Raw genomic sequence first — 21,390 nt, 5'->3', positions numbered from 1 at the left:
GATGGACCAGAGCACCCGCCAGGACAGCGCGACCGCCAAGCTCATGGAGCAGATCCTCTATGAAGTGAAGCGCGTGGTCGTGGGCCAGGACCGATTCCTCGAACGCGTGATGGTGGCCATGCTCGCGCAGGGCCACCTGCTGGTCGAGGGCGTGCCCGGCCTGGCGAAGACGCTGACGGTCAAGACGCTGGCCAGCACGGTGCGCGGCCAGTTCAAGCGCATCCAGTTCACGCCCGACCTGGTGCCGGCCGACCTGGTGGGCACGCGCATCTACAACCAGAAGAGCGGCGAGTTCAGCACCGCGCTCGGCCCGGTGTTCACCAACCTGCTGCTGGCCGACGAGATCAACCGCGCGCCCGCGAAGGTGCAGAGCGCGCTGCTGGAAGTGATGCAGGAGCGGCAGGTCACCATCGCGGGCGAATCGCACAAGGTGCCCGCGCCGTTCCTCGTGATGGCGACGCAGAACCCGATCGAGACCGAGGGCACGTACCCGCTGCCCGAGGCCCAGGTCGACCGCTTCATGATGAAGGTGCTGGTCGACTATCCCACCGACGAGGAGGAGTACGTCATCGTCGAGCGCGTCACCGGTCCCGCCGTGCAGGTCACGCCGGTGGCCACCACCGAGCAGCTGGCGGCGCTGCAGAACGAGTGCCGCCGCGTGTACGTCGATCCCTCGCTGGTGCAGTACGCGGTGAAGCTGGTGTCGGCCACGCGCAATCCGGATCGCCACGGCATCAAGGACCTGCGCAAGTTCATCACCTTCGGCGCCAGCCCGCGCGCCACCATCAACCTCACCGAGGGCGCACGCGCGCTGGCCATGCTGCGCGGCCGCACCTACGCCCTGCCCGAGGACATGACCGACCTGGTGCCCGACGTCATGCGGCACCGCGTGGTGCTGTCGTACGAGGCGCTGTCCGAAGGGCTGAACTCCGACGCCGTCATCGCGCAGATCATGGCCAAGGTGCCGCCGCCGGCGCGCCCGCTCGAACATGAAAAGCTGGTGGCGTAAGGCGCGGGCCGAGGCGGCTTCGCCGCCGGAATCGGTCACCCCGGCGCCCGACAGCGGCGCCGAGCACGTGCTGCGCCGCCTGGAATGGACCGTGGTGCGCCGGCTGGACGGACTGCTGCAGGGCGACTACCGCACGCTGATGCGCGGCGGCGGTCTCGATCTCGCCGACCTGCGCGAGTACCAGCACTACGACGACGTGCGGCACATCGACTGGAACGTGACGGCACGCACCACCGTGCCGCACGTGCGGGTGTTCACGGAAGACCGCGAGATGGCGGCCTGGTTCCTGCTGGACCTGAGCCCCTCGGTCGACTTCGGCTCCGGCGAACTGCGCAAGCGCAACGTGTCGGCCGACTTCGTCGCCGTGCTCGCCCGCATGCTCACGCGGCACGGCAACCGCGTCGGCGCCATGCTGTACGGCAGCGGCGTCGACACGGTGATTCCCACACGCGGCGGACGCCGGCACGTGCTGCACCTGCTGCATGCGATGCACTCGCGGCCGATCGCCCGCGAGACCGGGCAGACGCAGCTGCGCGACCTGCTGGAATCGGCGGCGTCGCTGATCCACCGGCGCTCGACGTTGTTCGTGGTCTCGGACTTCATCAGCGCGCCCGGCTGGGAGCGTTCGCTCGGCCAGCTGGCGCAGCGGCACGACGTGGTCGCGGTGCGCCTGCTCGATCCGCTGGAGCTGCAGCTGCCCGACCTGGGCCTGCTGACGCTGCGCGACGCCGAGACCGGCGAGCAGGTGCTGGTCGACACGCATGACCCCTCGTTCCGCAAGCGCTTCGCGCGCATCGCCGCCCAGCGCGAGGCCGAGCTGCGCGAGGCCCTGGTGCGCGCCGGGGTCGACACGCTCGAGCTGTCCACCGACGCCGACCTGGTCGACGCCATGGTCCGCTTCATCGAGATGCGCAAGCGGCGCGCGCGGCTGTCGTCCGGCAGCCTGCCCGCGCACCTGCGGCAAGTCGCCTAGAAGGAAACGACATGCAATTCCTCTGGCCCGATTTCCTCTGGCTCCTGCTCCTGGCACCGTTGCTGGTGCTGCTGTACGTCTGGCTGCTGCGCCGCAAGAAGAAGCTGGCGGTGCGCTACGCCTCGCTGTCCATCGTGAAGGAGGCGATGGGGATCGGCCAGAGCTGGCGCCGGCACATCCCGCCCGCCCTCTTCCTGCTGGCGCTGGTGACCATGCTGCTGGCCGCCGCGCGTCCGACGGCGGTGGTCACGCTGCCCTCGCAGCAGCAGACCATCATCCTGGCCATGGACGTGTCGGGCAGCATGCGTGCCACGGACGTGCAGCCCAGCCGCCTGGAGGCCGCGCAGGCGGCGGCCAAGGCGTTCCTCGCCGAGCTGCCGCGCCATGTGAAGGTGGGCATCGTCGCCTTCGCCGGGTCGGCGCAGGTCGCTCAGCTGCCGACCACCAACCGCGAAGACCTGGTGACGGCCATCGACCGCTTCCAGCTGCAGCGCGCCACGGCAACGGGCAATGCCATCGTGATCTCGCTGGCCACGCTGTTCCCCGACCAGGGCATCGAGCTGGCCGCGCTGCAGGGCGGCCGCGACCGCCCACGCGGCTTCTCGATCGACGGCGAGAAGAAGGAGAAGAAGGACTTCACGCCGGTCGCGCCGGGCTCGTACAACTCGGCCGCGATCATCATGCTCACGGACGGCCAGCGCACCACCGGCGTCGATCCGCTGGAAGCCGCCAAGATGGCGGCCGACCGGGGCATCCGGGTCTACACGGTGGGCATCGGCACCGTCGACGGCGAGACCATCGGCTTCGAGGGCTGGTCGATGCGCGTGCGCCTGGACGAGGACACGCTCAAGCAGATCGCGCAGAAGACGAACGCCGACTACTTCTACGCCGGCACCGCGCAGGACCTGAAGAAGGTCTACAACACGCTGAGTTCCAAGCTCACCGTGGAAAAGAAGGAGACCGAGATCTCCGGCCTGTTCGCGCTCGTGGCGGCCGGACTGGCCTTGGTGTCAGCAGCGCTCTCGCTGCTGTGGTTCAACAGGATCCTTTGACGCATTCGCGTCAAAGCTCCTGTTGCTCAGGCTTCAGGAACCCCCTCACCCCGGCCCTCTCCCCCGAGGGGGAGAGGGAGCGGGCCCTCAAGCGAGTCGGCCTGATATGAGGTGCAGCCGCCGGCCGCAACGCGCAGCCAGGCTCTCGTCGTGCGTCACCAGCACGAAGGCGGTCCCGCGATCGCGCGCCAGCTGCAGCATCAGGTCGAACACCGCGTCGGCGGTGGTGCGGTCCAGGTTGCCGGTGGGTTCATCGGCGAGCACGCAGTCGGGATACGTCACCAGGGCGCGCGCGATCGCCACGCGCTGGCGCTCGCCGCCGGACAGCTCGGCCGGTCGGTGCGCCAGGCGGTGACCCAGGCCGACGGCCTTCAGGGCCTCGGTCGCGCGCTCGGCACATTCCTCGGGGCTGGCGCGGCGGATGCGCAGCGGCATCCCCACGTTGTCCAGCGCGCTGAACTCCGGCAGCAGGTGGTGGAACTGGTAGACGAAGCCGAGATGGCGATTGCGCAAGGCGCCCTGCCGCGCCGGGTCGAGCGATGCCAGCAGCTCGCCGGCCAGCCGCACCTCGCCGCGCGTGGGCGCGTCGAGGCCGCCCAGCAGGTGCAGCAGCGTGCTCTTGCCCGATCCCGACGCGCCGACGATGGCCAGCGTCTCGCCGGGATGCACTTCGAGATCGACACCGCCCAGCACCTCGACGTCGAGATCCCCTTCGTGGAACCGCTTGGCCAGGCCGCGTGCGGCCAGCACCGGTGCACCGTGCTCACTCATAGCGCAGCGCCTCCGCGGGGTTGACCCGGCTGGCACGCCAGCTGGGGTAGAGCGTGGCGGCGAACGCGAGCACGAGGGAGATCACCGCGATCGGCACGATGTCGCCGCTCTGCGGGTCGCTGGGCATGCGGCTGATGATGTAGATGTCGCGCGGCAGGAAGCTGGCATGGAACAGGTGCTCGATGGCGGGCACGATGACGTCGATGTTCAGCGCGATGGCCAGGCCGAGCAGCAGGCCGGCCAGCGTGCCGATGACGCCCACGGCGGCGCCCTGCACGACGAAGATGCCCATGATGCTGCGGGGGCTGGCGCCCAGCGTGCGCAGGATCGCGATGTCGGCGCGCTTGTCGGTGACCGTCATCACCAGCGTGCTCACCAGGTTGAACGCCGCCACCGCGACGATCAGCGTGAGGATGATGAACATCATCCGTTTTTCCAGCTGCACGGCGGCGAACCAGGTGCGGTTCTGCTGCGTCCAGTCGCGCACGACCGCCGGGCCGGTGAGCGTGCCGGACAGCTCCGCCGCCACCTCGCGGGCACGGTTCAGGTCCTTCAGCCGCAGGCGGATGCCCGTGGGGCCGTCCAGGCGGAACATGCGCTCGGCGTCGTCGATGTGCAGCAGCGCCAGGGTGCTGTCGTACTCGTAGTGGCCGGAATCGAACGTGCCGACCACGGTCATCTGCTTCAGGCGCGGCACGATGCCCGCGGGTGTCACCTGCCCGCCGGGCGCGATCAGCGTCACGGGGTCGCCCTCGCGCACGCCGAGGCTGCGTGCGAGTTCCGAGCCCAGCACGATGCCGAACGAGCCGGGCACCAACCGCTGCAGCGTGCCCGGCGACATGGTGCGCTCGATGTCGGTGACCTGCGACTCGCGCGCTGGATCGATGCCGCGGATGATGGCGCCTCGCATGTCCTCGCCGCGCGCCAGCAGCGACTGCGCCGCCACGAACGGCGCGGCGCCCACCACTTCGGGGTTCGCACGCGCCTCGCGCAGCGTGCGCTCCAGGTCGGGCAGCACGCCGCCTCCGGGGCCGTAGACCTCGATGTGCGACACCACGCCGAGCATGCGGTCGCGCACTTCCTTCTGGAAGCCATTCATGACTGACAGCACGATGATCAGCGCGGCGACGCCCAGCGCGATGCCGAGCATGGACACGCCGGAGATGAAGGAGATGAAGCCGTTGCGGCGGGCTGCGCGCCCGGCCCGGGTGTAGCGCCAGCCCAGCGCCAGCTCATAGGGAATGCGCATGGGACAGATCAGGTTTGGCCGGCATTGTGGCATCCGGGACAATGGCGCCCATGTCGGACGGTCTCCACTTGCTGGTTCCCTTCGCCGCGAGCGAGGCACCGCAGGCGCGCACCGCGCTCGCGAGCCTGTCCCTGTCCCACCTGGAGCAGCTGCTGGCCCGGCTGGCGCCCTCGCCGCTTTCGGACGACGGAGAGCTGGCGCTCTCGATGCCGCACGAGCGCGTGCTGGCCGATGCCCTGGGCCTTCCCGGCGGCGACGGGCTGCGTCCTTGGGCCGCATGGCAGGTGCTGCAGGCCGGGGGCGACCCGGGCCCTCACGGGTGGGCCTGGATCACGCCCTGCCACTGGCGCCTGGGCACCGACCACGGCGTCATGCACCACCCGCAGGACCTGCGGCTCGACGGCGCCGAATCGCGTGCCCTGCTGCAGGCCATGCAGCCTTACTTCGAACAGGACGGGCTCGTGCTGCAGTACGACAGCCCCACGCGATGGCTGGCGCGCGGGCCGTTGTTCGCCGGACTCCCGACCGCTTCGCTGGACCGCGTCATCGGCCGCGTGCTCGGTCCGTGGATGCCGCGCGGCGACGCCTCGCGTCCGCTGCGCCGCCTGCAGCAGGAGATGCAGATGCTGCTGTACACGCATCCGGTCAACGAGGAGCGCACGCGCGGGGGCCTGCTGCCCGTCAACTCGTTCTGGGCCAGCGGCAGCGGCACGCTCGATGGCGCGCAAGGCGTGCATGAACCGACGGGCCTGCAGGTCACCCATACCTTGCGCGACGCGGCGCTGCTGCAGGACTGGCGCGCGTGGGCGACTGGCTGGCAGCAGCTGGATGCGAACGAAGGCGCGCGGCTGCTGCAGGCGGTCGCGCAGGGCCGGCCCGTGGCCCTGACGCTCTGTGGCGAACGCCGCGCACGAACGTGGCGAAGTGCAGGCAGCAGCTGGAAAAGGCGTCTCGCGGCGCTGTGGTCGCGCCCCCAGGCCGCAGAATCGCTGCGCGACCTATGAAGATCATTCCCCGTGACGTCCCGCCGCGCGCCGCCTGGGCGCTGGAGCAGGCGGGCATCCATCCCCTGCTCGCCCAGCTGTATGCCGCCCGCGGCGTGCTTGCCAAGGAAGAACTCGACGACGGCCTCGTGCACCTGCTGCCCCCGGCCGGCCTGAAAGGCGCCGCACAGGCTGCGACCCTGCTGGCCGATGCGATCGCGCAGCACCGCCGCATCTGCATCGTCGCCGACTACGACTGCGACGGGGCCACTGCCTGCGCGGTCGGCGTGCGCGGTCTGCGCCTGCTCGGTGCGCAGCATGTGGAATACCTGGTGCCCGATCGCGTGGTGGACGGCTACGGCCTCACCGCGTCGATTGCCCGCCGCGTGAAGGAGACGGGGGCCGACCTGCTGGTCACCGTGGACAACGGCATCGCCAGCGTCGACGGCGTCGCCGCGGCCAACGCGCTCGGCCTGCAGGTGCTGGTGACCGACCACCACCTGCCGGGGCCGCAGTTGCCCGAGGCCGCGGTGGTCGTGAACCCGAACCAGCCGGGCTGCACCTTCGAGAGCAAGTCCGTCGCCGGCGTCGGCGTGATGTTCTACGTGCTGCTCGCGCTGCGCGCAGAGCTGCGGGCGCGCGGCACGCTGGATGCGACGAACCAACCCAAGCTCGATGCGTTGCTGCCGCTGGTGGCGCTGGGCACCGTGGCCGACGTCGTCAAGCTCGATGCCAACAACCGGCGCCTCGTGGCCCAGGGCCTGAAGCGCATCCGCGCCGGCGCCCTGCCGTGCGGGCTCGCGGCACTGTTCGAAGCGGCTGGCCGACAGGCCTCCGCTGCAACGACCTTCGATCTCGGCTTCGCGCTCGGGCCGCGCATCAACGCCGCGGGACGCCTGTCGGACATGCGGCTGGGCATCGAATGCCTGCTGACCGACGACGCGACCCGTGCACGCGAACTGGCGACCACGCTCGACGGCATCAACCGCGAGCGCAAGGGCATCGAGGGCGAGATGCGCGAGCAGGCGCTCGAGATCGCCGAGTCGCTGTTCGAGGAGGGCGAGCAACCGCCGGCGGCCCTGTGCGTGTTCGACCCCGACTTCCACGAGGGCGTGGTGGGCATCGTCGCCTCGCGCCTGAAGGACCGCTTCCACCGTCCGACGTTCGTCTTCGCCGCCAGCCAGGCGCCGGGCAAGGAGCACGAGCTGAAAGGATCGGGGCGATCGATCCCGGGCTTCCACCTGCGCGATGCACTGGACCTCGTGGCCAAGCGCCATCCCGGCGTGCTGCTGCGCTTCGGCGGGCACGCGATGGCGGCCGGTTGCACCATCGCCGAGGAACACCTCGACACCTTCGAACAGGCGCTGCAGGCCGTGGCGCAGGAGTGGCTCGATGCCGCCACGCTGCTGCGCCGGCTGCACACCGACGGGCCGCTCGCGCCGCAGTACCGCCGGCCCGAGCTGGTCGACACGCTGCATCAGCAGGTGTGGGGCCAGGGCTTCGCGCCGCCGGTGTTCAGCGAGGAAGTGGAGATCGTGTCGCAGCGCCTGGTGGGCGAGAAGCATCTCGCGCTCAAGCTGCGCCACCAGGGGCAGCCCGTCGACGGCATCTGGTTCGGCCGCACCGATCCGCTGCCCACGCGGGCGCGCATCGCGTTCCGCCTGGACGCGGACGAGTGGCAGGGAGTGCGGCGAGTGCGCTTCCTGGTGGAAGGCGTCGAGTCGGCCTAGGGCTCAGGCGAAGACGTTGAGGCGGCTGCGCGACTCGTCGAAGTAGGCAAACAGGCGCAGCGCCACGGCCCGCAGTTCGTCGTCCGGCAGCGTCTGCGCGCGGGCCAGCTGCCACATCGCGTACTCGCGGTCGCCGAGCATCATCGACGAATTGACGCAACGGCCATGGCCAGCCATCAGCAGCGTGAACTTCCCGAGCAGTTCGGTGGGGCAGTAGCGGATCGAACTGGCGGGCAGCTCGAACTCATCCGAGGCATCGAGCGACAACGACGCGTCCGCCGTGGATGCCTGCGGTGCGTCGTCGATGTGGGCCCGGGTCATTGATCGCTCCCTAACGATGGATCTATGCAGTGAACGATAGGCAGCGGCCACCGCTGACCTCGTCGGCGCGTGGTGCCAGGGCCTGTCGGACGCGAGCTCAACACCAGCGCGGTGAATGGAGACGGTTGTCGGCGCAGGCTCGCGCCGGCCACGCATCAACGCAGGCGCGAATCAGCCTGCAACGCGGCGTCGCAGCGGATGAGCCCGGTGGCCGACCGGGCGCAGTCCTGCGTCGCCACCTGCGGACCCGCGAGCTGCCGCGCCTGCGCGCTCTCTTCGACGTGGCGCGTCTGGGCGCGCTCCACCTGGTGCACACAGACCACGAAGAAGGCGAGGAGCAGGCTCGCGGCGACCCCGGCCATCACCAGCCAGAGTGCAGGGTTGCGGGGCGTGCCATCGGGATCAAACAGGCGGGACAGCATGGGACGGGGACTCCAGGTGCGATGTCCCATCGTAGGAACTCATGCAACGTCGCAGCGCACCTGCGCGGCCGCAATGCGCTGTAGGACAAAATCGGCCGCCATGCCCCGTTTCCTCGATGCGCGTGCCACCGCACAGGCCTTGCCCGCTGCTGCGGTGGCGCAGGAGATCGCCGCCCTGCTGGTCGACCGCTCCGTGCAGGTGCCCGAGCGGCTCGTGCAGGCGCTGCCCGGCGGCGGCAGCCTGTTCGTCATGCCCGCGCTCGACGGCCACATCGCCATCACCAAGCTGATCACCTTCACGCCGGCCAATGCGGGCACCGAACGCCCGACGATCCAGGGCGACGTGGTGGTGTTCGATGCAGCGACGGGGCAACGCGTGCTGGTGCTCGACGGACCGGCCGTGACCGCGCAGCGCACCGCGGCGGTGTCGCTCCTGGCCGCGCAGCGGCTTGCGCCCTCCGCCGACGGGCCGCTGCTGATCGTCGGCGCGGGCGTGCAGGGACGCGCTCACCTGGAAGCGTTCGCCGCCGGACTGGGCGTGCGCGAAGTGCACGTCGCGTCGCGCACGGTGCAGAGCGCCCAGGCGCTGGTGGACCACGCGCGCGCACTCGGGCTGCACGCGCAGGTCGCCGCCGATGCCGACGCGGTGCTCGCGCGCTGCCCACTGGTGGTGACCTGCACGCCGGCCTCGCAGGTGGTGCTGCGTGGGCCCGTCCGCGACGATGCGTTCGTCGCGGCCGTGGGCGCGTTCACGCCGAAGATGGTGGAACTCGCGCCTGCGCTGTGCCGCGACATCGCGGCCCGCGGACGCATCGTGCTGGACACGCCCGATGCGCGCCACGAGGCGGGCGACCTGCTGCAGGCGGGATTGGAGGTCGGCACGCTGCCGACATTGCGCGACGTCGTGGCCGGCGACGTGCGGGGCGGCGGCCCCGTGCTGTTCAAGAGTTGCGGCTGGGCCGGCTGGGACCTGGCCGCCGCGCGTTGCGCGCTGCGGGCCTGATCAGGCCTTGGGCAGCGTGACCCCGCGCTGTCCCTGGTACTTGCCGCCGCGGTCCTTGTAGCTGGTCTCGCAGACCTCGTCGCTCTCGAAGAACAACACCTGCGCGCAGCCTTCGCCGGCATAGATGCGCGCGGGCAGCGGCGTGGTGTTGGAGAACTCCAGCGTCACGTAGCCTTCCCATTCGGGCTCGAACGGCGTGACGTTGACGATGATCCCGCAGCGCGCATACGTGCTCTTGCCCAGGCAGATGGTCAGCACGTTGCGCGGGATGCGGAAGTACTCCAGGGTGCGCGCCAGAGCGAAGCTGTTGGGCGGGATGATGCAGACGTCGTCATGGAAGTCGACGAAGCTCTTCTCGTCGAAGTTCTTCGGGTCCACCACGGTGCTGTGGATGTTGGTGAACACCTTGAACTCGGGCGCGCAGCGGATGTCGTAGCCGTAGCTGGACGTGCCGTAGCTGATGACGCGCTGGCCGTCCACCTCGCGCACCTGCCCGGGCTCGAACGGCTCGATCAGGCCATGCTGTTCGGCCATGCGCCGGATCCACTTGTCGCTCTTGATGCTCATGGGGCTCGCTCCTGGGACGCGATTGTAGGCGGGGGGGTTGGTGGTCACTGGGCCAGGTGCACCCGCTCGACGACGCGGTCGTCGCCCAGCACGATCAGCGAGAACAGCAGTTCGTCCAGGTCGCGCGCATGCGTCACCTTGCGCGAGAGCAGCGGCGTCGCGTGCGGGTCCAGCACCAGGAAGTCGGCCTCGCAGCCTGGCTGCAGGTTGCCGATGACACCTTCCAGGCCCAGAGCCTGCGCGGCACCGGCCGTGTGCTGCCACCACAGGTCCTGCGGCGACAGGCTGATACCCGGCTTCGTCTGCCCTTCGCGCCCCACGTAGTACGCCGCCAGCATCGTGTGGAACGGGCTGAAGCTGGTGCCGCCGCCGACGTCGCTGGCCAGCCCGTGGCGAAAGCCGATGCGCCGCGCGCCCTCGTAGTCGAAGAAGCCGCTGCCCAGGAACAGGTTGCTGGTGGGGCTGACCGCCGCGGCCGCGCCGGTGCTGCGCATCAGGCGCCGGTCGTCGTCGTCGAAGTGGATGCAGTGCGCGTAGATGGCGCGCTCGCGCATCAGGCCGAAGCCCTCGTACACGGCGAGATAGCTGCGCGCGTCCGGAAAGAGTTCAGCCGCCCAGCGGATCTCGTCCTTGTTCTCCGCCACGTGCGACTGGATCCACACGTCGGGATGCCGCGCGGCGAGCTCGCCTGCGCCACGCAACTGCGCGTCGGTGCAACTGGGTGCGAAGCGCGGCGTGATCGCGTAGCCCAGGCGCGCGCGGCCGTGCCAGCGCCTGATCAGCGTCTCGCTGTCGACCAGCGATTGCTCGGTCTCGTCGCGCACGCCGTCGGGCGAATGGCGGTCCTGCAGCACCTTGCCGGCGATGAGGCGCATGCCCCGCCGCTCGGCTTCGGCCATCAAGGCGTCGACCGATGCAGGGTGCGACGTGGCGAACGTCAGGGGCGTGGTCACGCCATGCCGCAGCAGCTCGTCGAGGAACACCTGCGCCACGCCGTGCGCGTAGGCCGGGTCGGCGAAGCGCGCCTCGTGCGGGAAGGTGTAGTTCTCCAGCCAGGGCAGCAGGCCTTCGGCCGGGGAGCCGATCACGTCGGTCTGCGGGAAATGCACGTGCAGGTCGATGAAGCCGGGCGCGAGGATGCGTCCGGGCAGGTGTTCGACGGCGACGCCGGGATAGTTGCCGGACAACGCGGACCAGGCACCGGCGGCCCGCACGATCTTGTGCCCGTGCTGGCCCGGGCCGACCAGCAGGAAACCGTCGTCGTCGTAGAGGGCGGTGCCGTCGTCGGCGAAGCGCAGCAGGGCGGCGCGGTAGGCTTTCATCGGGTCAGGCTCCTGGCCGCTCATGCAGCGGCACCAGCGCCGATTCTGCGGCGGTTCGGCCTGCGGCCCGGCGCCCGGTCACTTCGCGATCTTGCCCACCACCCCAGCCACCAGGTAGTTCATGGCCAGGATCTGCGGGTCCGAGAGCGCGGCGCCCTTCGGGATGATCGTGTGGCCCTCGTTGTCGACGATGGGCCCTGCGAATGGCTGCAGCTTGCCCGCAGCGATGTCCTTCTCGCGTGCCAGCACCTCGTCGCGCACGGCCTGCGGCACCTTGGGCCCGAAGTGCTCCACGCGCACCATGCCTTCGCGCACGCCGCCCCAGGTGTTGGTCGGCTTCCAGGTGCCCGCGAGCACCTCGCGCGCGCGACGGGTGTCGTAGTCGCCCCAGTGGTGCGTCACGGCCAGCACCTGGGCGTCGGGCGCGGCGAAGCGCATGTCCGAGTGGTACGCGATCGCCAGCTTGCCGCGCTGCTGGGCCGCGGCCATCACCGCTGTCGAGGCGGTGTGGAAGGCGACCACGTCCGCACCCTGGTCGAAGACGGCCATCGCGGCATCGCGTTCGCGAGGGGGATCGAACCACTCGTTGAGCCACACGACGCGGACCTGCGCCTGCGGGTCCACCGACCGCATGCCCAGCGTGAAGGCGTTGATGCCCTGCAGGACCTCGGGGATCGGGAAGCCCGCGACATAGCCCGCGACGTGAGTGCGCGACAGCCGGCCGGCGGCGATGCCGGCAAGGTAGCGGCCCTCGTAGTAGCGCGCGTTGGCGATCGCCACGTTCGGCGCGGTCTTGTAGCCGGTGATCGATTCGAACTTCGCGTCGGGGAACTCGCGCGCGACCTTCAGCGTGGGTTCCATGTAGCCGAAGCTCGGCGTGAAGATCAGCTTGTAGCCCTGCTGCGCCAGGTCGCGGATCACGCGTTCGGCATCCGGCCCCTCGGGCACGTTCTCGACGGAGCGCGTCTGCACCTGGTTGCCGAGTGCCGCCTGCAGGGCCTTGCGACCCTCTTCGTGCTGGCGCACCCAGCCTGCCTCGGTGAGGGGCGCGACTTCGACGAACGCCACCTTCAATGGCGCGGGACTCTGTGCCGCCGCGGGCAGCAGCAGGGACGCGGCCGCGAGTGCGGCGATGAGGTTTTTGCGCATGGTTGTCCTCGACATGGCCCCGCGGAAAGCAAAAAGCCGCTGCGGGGCACAGCGGCTGTCGTCGATTGTAGGGCCTCAGCCCGCGAGCCGGTCGGCGGCGATGGCCAGCAGGCCGTCGAAGATCAGGCTCTCGACCAGCTCGAACTGCACCGACATGTGCGGCGCCATCTTCCACCCCGCGCCGCCCGTGACGTAGCAGGCCGGCTCGGCCCCGCAGCGGGCACGCACGTGCTGGACCATGCGTTCGATGGCGCCCGCGATGGCGTAGGTGCCGCCGCTGGTGAGGCCGTCGCTGGTGTTGGTGGGGAACTCGCGCACGTCGCCGGTGGGCACGTGCAGGCCGGCGGTGCCCTGCTCCAGCGCCCGCAGCATGATGCCGTGGCCGGGCAGGATGAAGCCGCCGAGGAAGTGGCCCGACGCATCGACCGCCTCGACCGTGACTGCGGTGCCGATCATGACCACCACCATGGGCCTGGCCGGCCCGCTGGCCAGCAGGCGGTGCCGCGCGCCGACCATGGCCACCCACCGGTCCGCGCCCAGGCGCCCCGGCTGGTCGTAGCCGTTGCTCATGCCCGACTCGGCAGCGGTGGCGTAGACCCAGTGCGCAGGCAGGTCCCAGACCTCCTCCATCTGGGCTTCGGCACGCCTTCGCACGGCGTCTGCAGCAACCGTGCAGCCGAGCATCCGGCGCGGCGCTGCGAGGCTGGCCCAGGGGCCTTCCGCCAGCGTGTCGATCTGCTCCAGGAATTCGGCGCCATGCGCCAGGATCGCGGCACCCGGCGCGGGCGCTTCGTACACGGCCCACTTCAGGCGCGTGTTGCCGATGTCGATGGCGAGGAAAGTCACCGCCGGCCCGCGTTCAGGCCGCGGCTGCGAGCTGCTCGCCCATCTCGCCCAGCTGCGTGACCAGCGCGGTCTCGTGCGTGCCCAGTTGCCCCGCTTCGGCCAGCAGCGCTTCGAGCTTCCGGCGCAGCTTGTCGTGGATCTTCAGCGCTTCGTCCAGCAGCGGTGCGGAGACCTTTCCATTGGGCGCGGCCGAGGCCACCGCCGACAGGCTGGAGCGCCACGCCTGCAGGTGCACGGTGGCCACGCGTGCGGCCGCCTGCGCGAACTCGGACCGGCGCTGCATCGTGGCGAGCACCTCCTCGTACACCTGCTGCGACGCTGCTGCGGCCGCACGCAATCGCTTGAGCCGCTCGACCAGCAGATCACACCGCGCCTCGTCGGCGAGCGCCTGCGGCCCGGCACCTGCTTCGCCCGCCTCTTCCTGCCGGGCCTTGATCTGGTTGCGCATGTCCTGGAGCCAGCGGGACCCCTGGTGGATCACCTTGTCCAGTGCCTGGTACTCGACGTTGAACTCGACCAGCGTCCGGTCCTGCGTGGTCGCACGCTGCAGTTGCCGCTTCTGCAGCGCCGCGATCGCGGAACCCATCTGCCGCGCGACTTCATCCACCTTGTCGAAAGTGGCCGCAAACGCCGACCCCGTGCTGCGGCTCTTGCCGGTGAGGTCGGCCCACCAGTTGCGCTCCTGCAGGGGCGCGAAGTCGATCTGCGGCATCGCGTCGCGCATGCGCTCCAGGACCGCTGCCGCCTGGGCCGCCTGGTCCAGCTCGCCCTCGCCGTGGGCGCGCAGGTCATGGCGCAATTCGCCCAACCGTTGCAGGTGCTGGTGGCCCACGTCGGAGGCCATTCGGTCGAGGAACTGGCCGGGCGCGACGGTCGCGCTGGCGGACGCTGCCACCTTGGCCAGCTTGGCTGGGGTCATCAGCGACGCGGTGCGATCTTCCTGGGAGTCCATGGGGGGGATGAGGCGGCGAAGTGGCGCCAATATACCGCCGCCGCCTGCCGGGCTCCAGCAGCGCAGCCGGGCCGTCGCCTGGGGCGGGCTAGATGGCGCCGAGCCAGCAGGCGCGCTGGATGGCGGCGAGCTTGTTGTCCACCTTGAGCTTGCCCATCGCATTGGCCAGGTGGTAGTTGACCGTGCGCTCCGCGCACTGCAGCAGTCCTGCCGTCTCGCGGGCCGTGAGCCCCTGGAAGGCCAGCTGCAGGCATTCGCGTTCACGCGGGCTGAGCGAGGAGCGACGCACGCCGATGGCGCGGCGCACGAGCGGCCAGACGTTCATGGCCGCCCACACGAGCACGGCGGCCTCGTTGCGGTCCACGAGCTCGCGCTGCGTGAACATGAAGCATTCGAACGCACGGTCGGCGGGCAGCGGGAACTCCACGCGCACGATGCTGTGGAACCCGCGCGCGGCCCACAGCCCACGCCAAGGCTTGCCGCCGGGCTGCTCCGGTCGCGAGAGCGACTGCCAGGCCACGAGCGGCGCGGCCGATTCGCGCCAGGGGGCGCCGAAATCGCCACTGGCGGCCAGGGCCTGGCCGGCGGCCGTGCAGGACTGGGGGTGCACCGCGACAAGCTGGCGGTCGTCGATGCCGCCGAACGGGTCGGGGCCGAGAATTGCCACCGCCTGGGCCGGGAAATCACGAGAATTTCCAAGCCACTCGCTTAACACCGTGTCCAGGTCGACACTGTCAAAGCTAACAGGAATCACCATGGGCAAGGTTGGGGACTACGCGCGTGCTGAGACAATAGCAGCATCGCGCCCGCGGCGCCCAGCGCAGACACCCGCAGCCCCATGCTTCCTTCGTTTGTCCGAGCGTCGATGCTCGATGCGCCGAGCGCGTCTTCTAGAGGGAGCGATGCATGACCTTTCCGCTGTTCCAGCGACCCGGCACCGTCGTCTTTCTCGACGACGACCCGGATTACCTCGAGATGCTGGCGCTGGTCCTGCCGCGCCATTGGCACGTGCGGCTGTTCTCGCGCCCGCGTGACTGCATCGAGAAGCTGAGCGCCGAACCGCCCGCGTGGGAAGCCGACGCGTGGCAGCAGCAGCAGATCGTGGACGAGTGGCGCGCGGGCAAGCCGCTCGTGCCGCAGATCCTGCAGTACTGGGCACGGTCGGCCGACCGCTATGCGCTCACGCGCGTGTGCGTGGTCGACTACTCGATGCCTGAGATGGACGGACTGCAGGTGCTGTCCGAACTGTCGGAGTGGTCGGGCGCCCGCGTGCTGCTCACCGGCCAGGCCGACGAACAGGTGGCCGTCAACGCATTCAACCGCGGACTGATCGAGCAGTTCATCGCCAAGCAGATGCCCGACATGTCGCGGCACCTCGTGAACGTGATGCAGCGCCTGCTGGCCACGCCGCATCCGCGCCATGCACAGACGTGGCGCGCCACGCTCAAGCCCGAACACAACGCGGTGCTGCGCGACCTGACAGTGTCCGCCGAACTGTCCGAATTCGCGGCCCGGCGCTGGGTGGAACACGTCGTGATCGGCGAGCCGTTCGGCATCCTGGGCATGGACGCCGCGGGCTACGCGAGCTGGCTGCAGCTGGAATCGCCGGCCGGGCTGCCGGCGCTGGCCGAAGTGGCCGTGCAGGCAGGCCTGGACCCGCAGGCCGTGGAAGACATCCGCCACGGCCGGCGCCTCGCCAACGTGGAACTGGGTGCCGCCATGCAGGGCCCCGTGGAACTGGCCGAAGCATTCACGGTGGGCGGACAGCAGCAATTGCTGGCGGCCCACTTCCCGCTGGCGCAGGAGCCGGGCGATGCCGGCTACACGCGCTGGCTCGCGCGTCAGCCGCGCCGCCAAGTCGAATCCTGAGCCGACGCCCTACGGCAAGTTCGCTTCACGCGAGCTTGCCGTGGCACTGCTTGTACTTCTTGCCGCTGCCGCACGGGCACGGATCGTTGCGGCCGACCCGCGCAGTGCCCGCGGCCAGCGTGACCGCCGCGGCGGCCTGGGCCGCGGTGTTTTCGTCGAGACGCGATTCCACCTCGCCCGTTTCCGTCGGCGCGGTGTAGGTCACGTTGGAGATGCGCTCGGCGCGCTCCTCCATGTCCTCGGCGGCCTGGTCCAGCTGTTCGCCCGACTGCACCTGCACGGTCATCAGGATCTTGGTGACCTCGTTCTTCACCGAGTCGAGCAGCTGCCCGAACAGCTCGAACGCCTCGCGCTTGTATTCCTGCTTCGGCTGCTTCTGCGCGTAGCCGCGCAGGTGGATGCCCTGGCGCAGGTAATCGAGGGCGGCCAGGTGCTCGCGCCAGTGCGTGTCGATGCTTTGCAGCAGCACGATGCGCTCGAACTGCGTGAAGTTCTGCGGCCCGACCTGCGCCACCTTGGCGTCGAATGCGGCGTTGGCTGCCTTCAGCACCTTCTCGAGCACGTCCTCGTCGCTGACCGCGCTGGCCGCCTGCACTTCGGCCTGCAGCGGCATGCGGATGCCCCATTCGTCCGCCAGCACCTTCTCCAGGTCGGCAAGGTCCCATTGCTCCTCGACCGACTCGGGCGGCACGTACTGGTGCACGAGATCGGTGAAGCAGCCCTCGCGCAGCGCGGCGATCTGCGGCCCGAGGTCGGCGGCGTCGATGATCTCGTTGCGCTGCTGGTAGATCACCTTGCGCTGGTCGTTGGAGACGTCGTCGTACTCCAGCAGCTGCTTGCGGATGTCGAAGTTGCGGGCCTCGACCTTGCGTTGCGCGCTCTCGATGCTGCGGGTGACGATGCCGGCCTCGATCGCCTCGCCGTCCGGCATCTTCAGCCGGTCCATGATCGCCTTGACGCGCTCGCCCGCGAAGATGCGCATCAGCGGATCGTCCAGGCTCAGGTAGAAGCGCGACGAGCCCGGGTCGCCCTGGCGGCCCGAGCGGCCGCGCAGCTGGTTGTCGATGCGGCGGCTCTCGTGGCGCTCGGTGGCGATGATGCGCAGGCCGCCCTGCTGCACAACCAGCTCGTGCTCCTTCTGCCACTGGGCGCGCAGTTCGGCCACGCGCGCCTCTTTGCTGGCGGGATCGAGCGACTCGTCGGCCTCGACCGCCTCGATCGCCTTCTCCACGTTGCCGCCCAGCACGATGTCGGTGCCGCGACCGGCCATGTTGGTGGCGATGGTGATCATCTTCGGCCGCCCCGCCTGCGCGACGATGTCGGCTTCGCGTGCATGCTGCTTGGCGTTGAGGACCTGGTGCGGCAGGCCCTCCTTCACCAGCAGCTGGTCGATGATCTCGGAGTTCTCGATCGAGGTGGTGCCCACCAGGACGGGCTGGCCGCGCTCGTGGCACTCCTTGATGTCCTGGATCGCGGCCTCGTACTTCTCGCGCGTGGTCTTGTAGACGCGATCGAGCTGGTCCTGCCGCTTGCTCGGGCGGTTCGGCGGGATCACCACCGTCTCCAGGCCGTAGATCTCCTGGAACTCGTAGGCCTCGGTGTCGGCCGTGCCCGTCATGCCCGAGAGCTTGCCGTACAGGCGGAAGTAGTTCTGGAAGGTGATCGACGCCAGGGTCTGGTTCTCGGCCTGGATCGGCACGCCTTCCTTGGCCTCGACGGCCTGGTGCAGGCCGTCGCTCCAGCGGCGGCCTGCCATCAGGCGGCCGGTGAACTCGTCGACGATGACCACCTCGGGCTGTCCATCCTCGCCGCGCTGGACGACGTAGTGCTGGTCGCGGTGGTACAGGTGCTTGGCCCGCAGCGCCGCATACAGGTGGTGCATCAGCGTGATGTTGGCCGGGTCGTAGAGCGACGCGCCTTCCGGCAGCAGCCCGGCGTTGGCCAGGATGCGCTCGGAGTTCTCGTGGCCTTGCTCGGTGAGGTAGACCTGGTGCGTCTTCTCGTCGACCGTGAAGTCGCCCGGCTTGGTGACGCCTTCGCCCGTGATCGGGTCGGCCTCGCCCTCCTGGCGCGTGAGCAGCGGCACGACCTTGTTGATCGCGACGTAGAGGTCGGTGTGGTCCTCGGCCTGGCCGCTGATGATCAGCGGCGTGCGGGCTTCGTCGATCAGGATGGAGTCGACTTCGTCGACGATGGCGTAGTTCAGGCCGCGCTGCACGCGGTCGGCCGGCTCGTACACCATGTTGTCGCGCAGGTAGTCGAAGCCGAATTCGTTGTTCGTGCCGTACGTGATGTCGGCGCCATAGGCGGCCTGCTTGTCGCCGCGCGACATCTGCGGCAGGTTCACGCCGACCGTGAGGCCGAGGAAGTTGTACAGCCGGCCCATCCACTGCGCGTCACGATTGGCCAGGTAGTCGTTCACCGTCACGACGTGCACGCCCTTGCCGGACAGCGCGTTCAGGTACACGGCCAGCGTCGCGGTGAGGGTCTTGCCCTCGCCGGTGCGCATCTCGGCGATCTTGCCGTTGTGCAACGCCATCGCGCCCAGCATCTGGACGTCGAAGTGGCGCATCTTCATCACGCGCTTGGAGCCCTCGCGCACCACCGCGAACGCTTCGGGCAGCAGGTCGTCGAGCGACTCGCCCTTGGCCACGCGCTCCTTGAACTCCTGCGTCTTGGCGCGCAGCTGCTCGTCACTCACCCCCTCGAAGCTCGGCTCGAGCGCGCCGACCTGCTCCACGACGCGGCGGTACTGCTTGAGCAGGCGGTCGTTGCGGGAACCGAAAATCTGGGTGAGGAAGTTCTTGGCCATGAACGCGGTGCTGCCCTGCACCCGATGGGGTCGCAGGGCAGCGCAATCCTTGAGTTGCAGCAGCAGATGGGGCCGCCGAGGGCCGGTGCAAGCACCGGCGGGGAAGCGGAAGGTGCGATTTTACTGCCCGGCGCGGCTGCCGAGAGCCGGCGGGACAGCTGCGGGGGCAACCGCGGCGAGCTGCGCCGCGCCTTGCGGCTTCATGCCGGCATCGAGGAACTTCTGCGGGTTCTGCGGCACGCCGCCGACGAGCACCTCGAAATGCAGGTGCGGCCCGGTGGAGCGGCCCGTGGTGCCGACCTCGGCCAGCTTCTGTCCGCGCTTGACCAGGTCGCCCCGGTGCACGAAGACTTTCGACGCATGCGCATAGCGGGTGACCAGGCCATTGCCATGGTCGATCTCGACCATGTTGCCGTATTCGGGATGCAGCTGCTGCGTGATCACCACGCCGCCGGCGGCCGCCGTGATGGGGGTGCCGATGCTGGACGCGAAGTCCAGCCCCGTGTGCAGCGCCTGGTGCCCCGTGAAGGGGTCGATGCGCCAGCCGAACGGCGAGCCGACCTGGCCGACGGCGACGGGGCGCTGCGTGGGGATCATCATGGTGCGGATCTTCTGGTCCAGCAGGCGCGACTCGATGACGGTCAGCACGTCGACCCGCGAACCCGCGACCTGGTCCAGTTCGGACAGCGCCGCCTGCAGCTCCTCCAGCGTGAGCGACCGGCCCGAGACCAGCGCGCCGCCACGGCCCGGTGGCACCTTCAGATCGGCCGTGTTGACGCCTGCCAGGCCCGACACCCGATCGCCCAGTGCCTCCAGCTGCACCAGCTTGGCCTGCATCTCGCCGAGCCTGCGCGCCATCGCGTCGATGTTCTCGCGCATGAAGCGGTCACGCTGCTCGAATTCTCCCCTGACGGTCAGCTGCACCAGGGCGCCGATCACCGGCCAGCCCTCGCGCGCGCCCTTCAGGAACACCAGGTGGTAGAGCCCCACGGCCGACAGCATGAGTGCCAGCGACGCGGCGGCCACTGCGAGAACGAGCTTGTGCCCGCTCAGGTGGATCGCCCGGCTCCTGGCGGCCCATGCGTCCGTGATAATCAGTTGCACTGCCTCTCCTCCTCCAGGCCCTCATGTATCGTTCCAAAGTCCCCGTGTCCGTGCAGCAGGCTGCCGAGGACTCGCCCACTCTGGCGAGGCTCGCGCAGCTGGCGCGCGAATCGGGTGAACGCCTGAAGGCCGTCGAACCCCTGATCCCCGCTGCCTTGCGCCGTTGGGTCAAGCCAGGGCCCATCGAGGGGACTGCCTGGTGCCTGCTGGTCGAAGGCAACGCCGCGGCCGCGAAGCTGAGGCAGGTCCTCCCTGCCATGCAAGCCCTTCTGTGCAACCGCGGATGGCAGGTTAGCGCCATCCGTATCCGGGTCCAAGCGCGCTTGGCCTGAGCCCGCGACCGTCTGGCAGCGTCACGACCGTTCGCGGTGCTGCGACGCGCCGGTCGTCGGCGCCGCGTCAACCGTTTCAGAGTGTTGCAGCTGCCTGGCAGCTTGCCGGTTGACGCCGCTCAAGTTGGCGTTCGGCATCTCGCCCAAGATCGAAGCACGCCTTCCCTGGCGCGATGGAGGCCCCGATGGACAACGCGATCCGGCGCAAGATCCTCAAGCTCCTTGACGAGCACCGCATCATGTCCCTGGCCACCCTGCGCCAGGACGGCTGGCCGCAGGCAACGACCGTGGGCTACGTCAACGAAGGGCTCACGCTGTGGTTCCTCTGCGGGCTGGACAGCCAGAAGGCGCACAACCTGGCGCGCGACGCGCGCGTGTCGCTGACCATCGACCACGACACCCCCGACCTGATGGCGATCACGGGCCTGTCGATGGCTGCACGGGCGCAGCTCGTGACCGACCGCGCGGAAGCAGAGAACGTCCTGCGAATGCTGCCGCTGAAGTACCCCGACTCGTCTCCGTTGCCCATGGCGATGCCGGGGCCGGACGATGTCCGCATCTTCCGTGTCACGCCAGTCGTGGTCTCCGTGCTCGATTACTCGCTGGGGTTCGGCCACACCGACCTGGTCGCCTGCTGATGCGGCAGGCTGCCGACGCTCTCCGGACGTGAGCTTGCGATGTCCCGCATTGCGTACGAGCGCGACCAGCTCAGGATCGCCGACCGGCACATCGCGGCGGCGGAGCGCCGCGTGCTCGCGCTGGACACCCACGTCGAAGAGCAGCGCCGGCTGGGACACGACGTGTCCCTCGCCGAGCGCGTGCTGCTGGCGATGCGCCAGAGCCTCGGGGTCCTCCTCCAGCACCGCGAGCTGATTGCCCGGATGGTGGACGACCTGCGCGACGGCGCGGTGCCCGATTGCTGAC

General features: G+C 69.7%; 22 protein-coding genes. 10 read left to right on the top strand and 12 right to left on the bottom strand.

Annotated features, from left to right (window positions below; translation table 11 throughout):
• Position 1: 1 nt before the first annotated feature.
• Genes ACPWT1_RS08890 through ACPWT1_RS08880 form a run of 3 tightly spaced genes read left to right on the top strand, consistent with a single transcriptional unit; the run spans position 2 to position 3,034 of the window.
• Positions 2-1,009, top strand: coding sequence for an AAA family ATPase (locus ACPWT1_RS08890; protein WP_427915013.1), 1,008 nt, complete (start codon positions 2-4; stop codon positions 1,007-1,009).
• On the top strand, positions 990-1,982 hold the full coding sequence (locus ACPWT1_RS08885) for a DUF58 domain-containing protein (protein ID WP_427915012.1): 993 nt from the start codon (positions 990-992) through the stop codon (positions 1,980-1,982). Before ACPWT1_RS08890 ends, ACPWT1_RS08885 begins: the two co-directional genes overlap by 20 nt.
• An 11-nt stretch (positions 1,983-1,993) precedes the next feature.
• A complete protein-coding gene (locus tag ACPWT1_RS08880; RefSeq protein WP_427915011.1) occupies positions 1,994-3,034 on the top strand; it encodes a VWA domain-containing protein in 1,041 nt (346 codons plus the stop codon).
• Between the two features lie 87 nt (positions 3,035-3,121).
• Here ACPWT1_RS08880 and lolD read toward each other — a convergent pair whose 3' ends face one another.
• Positions 3,122-3,805 carry a lipoprotein-releasing ABC transporter ATP-binding protein LolD gene (lolD, locus tag ACPWT1_RS08875; protein WP_427915010.1) on the bottom strand — a complete coding sequence of 228 codons (684 nt, stop codon included), beginning with the start codon at positions 3,803-3,805 and terminating at the stop codon, positions 3,122-3,124.
• Complete coding sequence (locus ACPWT1_RS08870) at positions 3,798-5,054, bottom strand: lipoprotein-releasing ABC transporter permease subunit (RefSeq protein WP_427915009.1); 1,257 nt, start codon at positions 5,052-5,054, stop codon at positions 3,798-3,800. Before ACPWT1_RS08870 ends, lolD begins: the two co-directional genes overlap by 8 nt.
• Positions 5,055-5,104: 50 nt before the next feature.
• Here ACPWT1_RS08870 and ACPWT1_RS08865 point away from each other — a divergent pair, with 50 nt between their 5' ends.
• Together ACPWT1_RS08865 and recJ are read left to right on the top strand one after the other, a co-directional pair.
• Positions 5,105-6,058, top strand: a complete 954-nt coding sequence (locus ACPWT1_RS08865; RefSeq protein ID WP_427915008.1) for a phosphoglycerate mutase — start codon at positions 5,105-5,107, stop codon at positions 6,056-6,058.
• Complete coding sequence (recJ, locus tag ACPWT1_RS08860) at positions 6,055-7,767, top strand: single-stranded-DNA-specific exonuclease RecJ (RefSeq protein WP_427915007.1); 1,713 nt, start codon at positions 6,055-6,057, stop codon at positions 7,765-7,767. The genes ACPWT1_RS08865 and recJ overlap by 4 nt, the downstream gene beginning before the upstream one ends.
• A 3-nt stretch (positions 7,768-7,770) precedes the next feature.
• On the opposite strand, the gene ACPWT1_RS08855 is transcribed toward recJ, so the two are convergent.
• Together ACPWT1_RS08855 and ACPWT1_RS08850 are read right to left on the bottom strand one after the other, a co-directional pair.
• Positions 7,771-8,088 carry a hypothetical protein gene (locus tag ACPWT1_RS08855; protein WP_427915006.1) on the bottom strand — a complete coding sequence of 106 codons (318 nt, stop codon included), beginning with the start codon at positions 8,086-8,088 and terminating at the stop codon, positions 7,771-7,773.
• A 155-nt stretch (positions 8,089-8,243) separates the two neighbouring features.
• A complete protein-coding gene (locus tag ACPWT1_RS08850) occupies positions 8,244-8,510 on the bottom strand; it encodes a hypothetical protein (RefSeq protein ID WP_427915005.1) in 267 nt (88 codons plus the stop codon).
• Between the two features lie 100 nt (positions 8,511-8,610).
• On the opposite strand from ACPWT1_RS08850, the gene ACPWT1_RS08845 reads away from it, so the two are divergent.
• Complete coding sequence (locus ACPWT1_RS08845; protein WP_427915004.1) at positions 8,611-9,513, top strand: delta(1)-pyrroline-2-carboxylate reductase family protein; 903 nt, start codon at positions 8,611-8,613, stop codon at positions 9,511-9,513.
• Here ACPWT1_RS08845 and dcd read toward each other — a convergent pair whose 3' ends face one another.
• The 6 genes from dcd to ACPWT1_RS08815 all read right to left on the bottom strand — a co-directional run bounded on the left by dcd (position 9,514) and on the right by ACPWT1_RS08815 (position 15,106).
• On the bottom strand, positions 9,514-10,080 hold the full coding sequence (gene dcd / locus ACPWT1_RS08840; RefSeq protein ID WP_427915003.1) for a dCTP deaminase: 567 nt from the start codon (positions 10,078-10,080) through the stop codon (positions 9,514-9,516).
• 44 nt (positions 10,081-10,124) lie between these two features.
• On the bottom strand, positions 10,125-11,402 hold the full coding sequence (gene guaD / locus ACPWT1_RS08835; protein ID WP_427915002.1) for a guanine deaminase: 1,278 nt from the start codon (positions 11,400-11,402) through the stop codon (positions 10,125-10,127).
• Positions 11,403-11,480: 78 nt separating this feature from the next.
• On the bottom strand, positions 11,481-12,551 hold the full coding sequence (locus ACPWT1_RS08830) for a BMP family ABC transporter substrate-binding protein (RefSeq protein ID WP_427915001.1): 1,071 nt from the start codon (positions 12,549-12,551) through the stop codon (positions 11,481-11,483).
• A 75-nt stretch (positions 12,552-12,626) separates the two neighbouring features.
• Positions 12,627-13,397 (bottom strand): type III pantothenate kinase, encoded by a 771-nt coding sequence (locus ACPWT1_RS08825; protein ID WP_427915000.1) that lies wholly within the window; start codon positions 13,395-13,397, stop codon positions 12,627-12,629.
• A gap of 13 nt (positions 13,398-13,410) precedes the next feature.
• Positions 13,411-14,349, bottom strand: coding sequence for a toxic anion resistance protein (locus ACPWT1_RS08820; protein ID WP_427914999.1), 939 nt, complete (start codon positions 14,347-14,349; stop codon positions 13,411-13,413).
• An 88-nt stretch (positions 14,350-14,437) separates the two neighbouring features.
• Positions 14,438-15,106 carry a LuxR C-terminal-related transcriptional regulator gene (locus ACPWT1_RS08815; RefSeq protein ID WP_427914998.1) on the bottom strand — a complete coding sequence of 223 codons (669 nt, stop codon included), beginning with the start codon at positions 15,104-15,106 and terminating at the stop codon, positions 14,438-14,440.
• Between the two features lie 149 nt (positions 15,107-15,255).
• Here ACPWT1_RS08815 and ACPWT1_RS08810 point away from each other — a divergent pair, with 149 nt between their 5' ends.
• Positions 15,256-16,218: a response regulator gene (locus ACPWT1_RS08810; RefSeq protein ID WP_427914997.1), complete on the top strand. Its 963-nt coding sequence runs from the start codon at positions 15,256-15,258 to the stop codon at positions 16,216-16,218.
• A 25-nt stretch (positions 16,219-16,243) separates the two neighbouring features.
• Here the strand turns inward: ACPWT1_RS08810 and secA are convergent, their stop codons facing one another.
• Both secA and ACPWT1_RS08800 read right to left on the bottom strand, forming a co-directional pair.
• The gene (gene secA, locus ACPWT1_RS08805) at positions 16,244-19,030 is read right to left on the bottom strand and encodes a preprotein translocase subunit SecA (RefSeq protein ID WP_427914996.1); all 2,787 of its coding nucleotides are present in this window, start codon (positions 19,028-19,030) and stop codon (positions 16,244-16,246) included.
• A gap of 120 nt (positions 19,031-19,150) precedes the next feature.
• Positions 19,151-20,134, bottom strand: a complete 984-nt coding sequence (locus ACPWT1_RS08800) for a M23 family metallopeptidase (RefSeq protein ID WP_427914995.1) — start codon at positions 20,132-20,134, stop codon at positions 19,151-19,153.
• Between the two features lie 23 nt (positions 20,135-20,157).
• On the opposite strand from ACPWT1_RS08800, the gene ACPWT1_RS08795 reads away from it, so the two are divergent.
• From ACPWT1_RS08795 to ACPWT1_RS08785, 3 genes are all read left to right on the top strand, one after another.
• Positions 20,158-20,466, top strand: coding sequence for a hypothetical protein (locus tag ACPWT1_RS08795; RefSeq protein ID WP_427914994.1), 309 nt, complete (start codon positions 20,158-20,160; stop codon positions 20,464-20,466).
• Between the two features lie 185 nt (positions 20,467-20,651).
• Positions 20,652-21,104, top strand: a complete 453-nt coding sequence (locus ACPWT1_RS08790) for a pyridoxamine 5'-phosphate oxidase family protein (RefSeq protein ID WP_427914993.1) — start codon at positions 20,652-20,654, stop codon at positions 21,102-21,104.
• Positions 21,105-21,143: 39 nt separating this feature from the next.
• Positions 21,144-21,389 (top strand): hypothetical protein, encoded by a 246-nt coding sequence (locus ACPWT1_RS08785; protein ID WP_427914992.1) that lies wholly within the window; start codon positions 21,144-21,146, stop codon positions 21,387-21,389.
• Position 21,390: the final 1 nt, after the last annotated feature.

Source organism: Ramlibacter sp. MMS24-I3-19 (genome assembly GCF_050320135.1).
Lineage (GTDB): Bacteria > Pseudomonadota > Gammaproteobacteria > Burkholderiales > Burkholderiaceae_C > Ramlibacter.
Note: the sequence above shows the minus strand (reverse complement) of the source record. Positions and strands in the feature narration are given on the sequence as shown.

Bases quoted from the DNA above. Each gene is read 5' to 3' on its own strand.
- ACPWT1_RS08810 (WP_427914997.1), top strand. From the start codon at position 15,256: ATGACCTTTCCGCTGTTCCAGCGACCCGGCACCGTCGTCTTTCTCGAC.
- ACPWT1_RS08890 (WP_427915013.1), top strand. From the start codon at position 2: ATGGACCAGAGCACCCGCCAGGACAGCGCGACCGCCAAGCTCATGGAG.
- ACPWT1_RS08815 (WP_427914998.1), bottom strand. From the start codon at position 15,106: ATGGTGATTCCTGTTAGCTTTGACAGTGTCGACCTGGACACGGTGTTA.
- ACPWT1_RS08820 (WP_427914999.1), bottom strand. From the start codon at position 14,349: ATGGACTCCCAGGAAGATCGCACCGCGTCGCTGATGACCCCAGCCAAG.
- ACPWT1_RS08845 (WP_427915004.1), top strand. From the start codon at position 8,611: ATGCCCCGTTTCCTCGATGCGCGTGCCACCGCACAGGCCTTGCCCGCT.
- secA (WP_427914996.1), bottom strand. From the start codon at position 19,030: ATGGCCAAGAACTTCCTCACCCAGATTTTCGGTTCCCGCAACGACCGC.
- ACPWT1_RS08785 (WP_427914992.1), top strand. From the start codon at position 21,144: ATGTCCCGCATTGCGTACGAGCGCGACCAGCTCAGGATCGCCGACCGG.
- lolD (WP_427915010.1), bottom strand. From the start codon at position 3,805: ATGAGTGAGCACGGTGCACCGGTGCTGGCCGCACGCGGCCTGGCCAAG.
- ACPWT1_RS08850 (WP_427915005.1), bottom strand. From the start codon at position 8,510: ATGCTGTCCCGCCTGTTTGATCCCGATGGCACGCCCCGCAACCCTGCA.
- guaD (WP_427915002.1), bottom strand. From the start codon at position 11,402: ATGAAAGCCTACCGCGCCGCCCTGCTGCGCTTCGCCGACGACGGCACC.
- ACPWT1_RS08865 (WP_427915008.1), top strand. From the start codon at position 5,105: ATGTCGGACGGTCTCCACTTGCTGGTTCCCTTCGCCGCGAGCGAGGCA.
- ACPWT1_RS08870 (WP_427915009.1), bottom strand. From the start codon at position 5,054: ATGCGCATTCCCTATGAGCTGGCGCTGGGCTGGCGCTACACCCGGGCC.
- ACPWT1_RS08830 (WP_427915001.1), bottom strand. From the start codon at position 12,551: ATGCGCAAAAACCTCATCGCCGCACTCGCGGCCGCGTCCCTGCTGCTG.
- ACPWT1_RS08880 (WP_427915011.1), top strand. From the start codon at position 1,994: ATGCAATTCCTCTGGCCCGATTTCCTCTGGCTCCTGCTCCTGGCACCG.
- ACPWT1_RS08790 (WP_427914993.1), top strand. From the start codon at position 20,652: ATGGACAACGCGATCCGGCGCAAGATCCTCAAGCTCCTTGACGAGCAC.
- dcd (WP_427915003.1), bottom strand. From the start codon at position 10,080: ATGAGCATCAAGAGCGACAAGTGGATCCGGCGCATGGCCGAACAGCAT.
- ACPWT1_RS08795 (WP_427914994.1), top strand. From the start codon at position 20,158: ATGTATCGTTCCAAAGTCCCCGTGTCCGTGCAGCAGGCTGCCGAGGAC.
- ACPWT1_RS08885 (WP_427915012.1), top strand. From the start codon at position 990: ATGAAAAGCTGGTGGCGTAAGGCGCGGGCCGAGGCGGCTTCGCCGCCG.
- recJ (WP_427915007.1), top strand. From the start codon at position 6,055: ATGAAGATCATTCCCCGTGACGTCCCGCCGCGCGCCGCCTGGGCGCTG.
- ACPWT1_RS08855 (WP_427915006.1), bottom strand. From the start codon at position 8,088: ATGACCCGGGCCCACATCGACGACGCACCGCAGGCATCCACGGCGGAC.